Source organism: Desulfurellaceae bacterium, from assembly GCA_021296095.1.
GTDB lineage: Bacteria > Desulfobacterota > Binatia > Bin18 > Bin18 > JAAXHF01.
Genome location: JAGWBB010000152.1, coordinates 1 through 4206, shown reverse-complemented (window position 1 = coordinate 4206; position 4206 = coordinate 1). Strand labels below are relative to the sequence as shown.

The 4206-nt window shown below is 63.3% G+C and carries 4 protein-coding genes; 3 read left to right on the top strand and 1 reads right to left on the bottom strand.

Going from position 1 to position 4206, the window contains the following annotated elements; all coding sequences use genetic code 11:
• Positions 1 to 1369: biosynthetic arginine decarboxylase (gene speA / locus J4F42_21850; GenBank protein MCE2488168.1), on the bottom strand; the 1369-nt coding region annotated here is incomplete at its 3' end.
• Positions 1370 to 1687: 318 nt separating this feature from the next.
• Between speA and J4F42_21845 the strand changes: the two genes are divergently transcribed.
• The 3 genes from J4F42_21845 to J4F42_21835 form a co-directional block, all read left to right on the top strand.
• A complete protein-coding gene (locus J4F42_21845; GenBank protein ID MCE2488167.1) occupies positions 1688 to 2563 on the top strand; it encodes a carbon-nitrogen hydrolase in 876 nt (291 codons plus the stop codon).
• A complete protein-coding gene (locus J4F42_21840; protein MCE2488166.1) occupies positions 2526 to 3653 on the top strand; it encodes an agmatine deiminase family protein in 1128 nt (375 codons plus the stop codon). Before J4F42_21845 ends, J4F42_21840 begins: the two co-directional genes overlap by 38 nt.
• Before the next feature lie 9 nt (positions 3654 to 3662).
• Positions 3663 to 4206 (top strand): NAD-dependent DNA ligase LigA (locus tag J4F42_21835; GenBank protein MCE2488165.1); only part of this gene is annotated, 544 nt, incomplete at its 3' end.

Genomic DNA, 4206 nt, shown 5'->3' with positions numbered 1-4206 from the left:
AGAACAGCTCCTGGCCGAGCCCGCGGTCTTCCAGGGACAGATAGCCCAGGTTGAACAGCGAGAACATTTCGTCGCGCTGCTCCATCACGTCGTGGTAGTACTCGCGGTAGTTCTTGGCGTTAATCTCGGTATAGATGTCATACATTTCCTGAATGACCTGCGGGCGGCTGTCCGGGTCGGGTACCTGAATCGGACCGTTCAACAGGGTCAGCTCGTTGATGACATTACACACCAGCAGGGCGTGGGGAGCGGCGATCATCCGCCCGTTTTCGGTCACGATGGTCGGTTCCCGTACCTGCTCATTGTCGCACACCTCCTTGATGGAGTAGACGATATCGTTGGCGTACTCCTGAACGGAGTAATTGACGCTCGACTCCGAGGCGGTGCGCGAGCCGTCGTAGTCAATGCCCAGGCCGCCGCCGACATCGAGGTAGGCGAGTTGGGGACACAGCGTGCGCAGCTTGGCATACGTCCGCGCCGCCTCCTTGACCGCCTCCTTGATGCGTTTGATATCGGTCACCTGCGAACCAATATGAAAATGCAGCAGTTGCAGACAGTCGCCCAGGCTGGCGCGCTTCAGGTAGCTGAGGCCTCTGAGCAGATCGGTGATGGTAAAGCCGAACTTGGATAAGTCGCCGCTCGACTTTTCCCATTTGCCGCTGCCGCGCGTCGACAGCTTGAGGCGCAGGCCGATCCGGGGACGAATGTCGAGCCGCCGGCTCAGCTCAACCAGCCGCCTGAGTTCGGACAGCGTTTCCAGAACAATGAAGACTCGCCGTCCGACCTGTTTGCTGCGCAGGGCGAGGCTCAGATATGCCTCGTCTTTGACCCCATTACAGATGATTGGCGCCTGCGGGTTGTGGCTCAGGGCGAGGGCCAGGGTCAGTTCGGCCTTGCTGCCAACCTCGATGCCCAGGTCATAGGGTTGGCCACAGCGTACGACTTCCTGGACCACCTCTTTTTTTTGATTGGCCTTGAGCGGATAGGCTGGAATATAGTCGCCGTTGTAGTCGAACTCCTTGATCGCGGCCCGAAAGGCTGTGACCAGTTTCTTGATCTGGCCGTCCAGAATCTGGGGGAAGCGCAGTACCAGGGGGGGCGACAGGCCGCGTCGGTGCAGTTCGGCCACGATCCGCGTCACGGCTACCGGTACGCTGCGGGGCGGGCCAAAGGCCAGGACAACGTGGCCGTCACGGCTGACCGAGAAATATTCCCCGCCCCAGTTGTGCAGCCCATACCGGTCGAGGTTTTCCTCGACCACGTTGGGGGCGCAAGTCGCCGGAGGGATGACCGTCGGGCGTATGTCGGCTCGGGGGGGTGAGAACCGATCCGGCTGGCTCTCGCGGGCAATGTCTTTGAGCGCTGTCATGGCAACACTTCCTCGTTAAGCCGACGGGCCTTGCTTCCACGTTATCGGGGATACGACTGGGAGGCTCAGCGCCGGGCGCCCAGATGGGAGGAGAGAGCGAGAAGAACGATGAGACTGGGCGGTTCTTCGGCTCGGGGCTGGTCTGGAGATGGGGTGCGTCGTGTGTGTGTCTTCAAGGCAGGGAGTCCACCTCGTACCGTTCGGCAGAGAGCAGCTACCCCTACCTCCTTTGTTTGGTACTGTCAAGATAAATCCGGGCCTCCGGGCACGGCGCGTCCAGCATTGAGCCTGACGAACCGATTCCGTACAATACGGCCCATGGAGAGCAGTGCGGCCGCAGTCCGTGTCGGTCTGGTCCAGATGACGTGTGGAGACGAACCCGGCGCCAACCTCGACAAAGCGGTGCGCCGCATCGAAATGGCCGCCGGGCGCGGCGCCCAGATTGTGTGTCTGCAAGAACTCTTCTGCTCGGTCTACTTTTGTCAGCGGGAGGATACCAGCTGTTTTCGGCTGGCCGAGCCGATTCCCGGGCCGACAACCGAGACCCTCAGCCGCGTGGCGCGGGACCGTCAGGTGGTGTTGATCGCGCCGATTTTTGAGAAGCGGGCGGCGGGTTTATTCCATAACTCGGCGGCGGTCATCGACGCCGACGGGACGCTGCTCGGCACCTATCGCAAGATGCATATTCCGGACGACCCGCTGTACTATGAAAAGTTCTATTTCACCCCGGGCGATCTGGGTTTTCGGACGTTTGCGACCCGCTACGCCCGGCTCGGCGTCCTGATCTGCTGGGATCAGTGGTTTCCCGAGGCCGCCCGCCTGACCGCGCTGGGCGGAGCCCAGCTGCTGTTCTACCCGACGGCGATCGGCTGGTACCACGCCGAATGCGCCGAGGAGCGTCAGGTACAGCGTCACGCCTGGCAGACAATCCAGTGCGGCCATGCGGTTGCCAACGGGGTGTTTGTGGCGGCGGTGAACCGGGCTGGCACGGAGGACGGCTTGCAGTTCTGGGGCTCCTCGTTTGTCAGCGACCCGTTTGGCCGCGTGCTGGCCAGCGCCGGAACCGAGGACGAAGAGACCCTGGTGGTCTCGTGTGACCTGGGTCGCATTGAGACGGTCCGTCAGGAGTGGCCGTTCCTGCGCGACCGACGGATCGATGCCTACGCCAATCTCACCAAGCGCTATCTCGACTGAGATCGTCGCCGGACAAAAGCCGCTCGGACCGGCCCGGACGCCGGCCAGTCTCGGCCTGCGGCTGCCCGCCGAGTGGGAGCCGCACGCGGCTACCTGGCTCTCCTGGCCGCATAATGTCGAGACGTGGCCGGGCCGCTTTGCCGCCATCCCGCCGCTGTTCTGTGCCATGGTCAGCGCCCTCCACCTCCGCGAGCGGGTGCATATCTGCGTCAACGACGCTGCGGCCGGCCGGGCGGTCGTCTCCCGGCTGGCACGGTCTGGGGTGGATATAGACCGGCTGGGCGTGTATGCAGTGCCGACCAACGACGCCTGGGCGCGGGACCATGGCCCCATTTTTGTGACGCGGCGGAGCCGGGACCGCACTGAACTGGCCCTGATAGACTGGCGTTTTAACAGTTGGGGCGGCAAATATCCGCCCTGGGATCTGGACGACGCGGTCGCGGGCCACATTGCGAGCCGGCTGGCCATTCCTCGCTTTGTCCCCGGGCTGGTGCTGGAGGGCGGGTCTATCGATGTCAACGGCTGTGGCACGCTGCTGACCACCGAGGCGTGTCTGCTGAATCCGAATCGTAACCCGGCTCTCAGCCGCCAGGATATTGAGGCCGCCCTACGCGCCTTTCTCGGGCTGGACACCATCGTCTGGCTAGGCGAGGGCATTGTTGGCGATGACACCGACGGGCATGTGGATGACATCGCCCGCTTTGTGAACCCGACCACCGTGGTGTGTGCAATCGAGGACGACCCGCTCGACCCCAACTACCAGCCCCTGCAAGACAACCTGGCCCGGCTGCGGGCCGCGACTGACCAGGACGGACGCCGGCTGACGATCATCCCCCTGCCGATGCCGGAACCGGTCCTGTCCCCAGACGCGGACACCCCCAGGCTGCCGGCCAGCTACGCCAACTTCTATATTGCCAACGGACTGGTCCTGGTCCCGACCTATGACCAGCCGAAGGACCGGCGCGCTCTGGATATTCTCCGGGGCGTGTTTCCCGACGTGTACCGACCTGGTCCTGGGCCTGGGCGCGATTCACTGTGTGACCATGCAACAGCCGGCGGCCGACGGCGCGCTGCCGGGGAATGGAGTTGAATAACAGCCATGTCGGTCCCCCAGGAAATCCGGGCAGAAGTCGAGCGTCTGCGCTCCGAGCTGCGCCACTATAACCATCGCTACTACGTGCTTGACGACCCGGAGGTGAGCGACGCGGACTACGACCGGCTGTTTCGGCGTCTGAGCCAGCTGGAAGCCGAATATCCTCAGCTCCAAGACCCGCTGTCGCCGACCCAGAAGGTCGGTGCACCACCTCTCAGTGAGTTTGCTCCGGTCCGGCACCGGGTGCCCATGCTGTCCCTGTCCAATGCCGTCAACCGCGAGGAGATGCAGGAGTTTCAGGATCGTTTGCAGCGTTTTCTCGACACCGACGAGCCAATCGTGTATGTGGCCGAGCCCAAGATTGACGGCGTAGCGGTCGAGCTGGTGTACGAAAACGGCCGCTTCGTCACCGGCTCAACCCGGGGCGACGGCACAACCGGTGAAGACATCAGCCACAATATCAAGACCATCCGGTCCGTGCCGCTACGCCTGCTGGACCAGGGCGTGCCCATTCCGAGCCACCTGGAGCTGCGGGGTGAGGTCTTTCTGT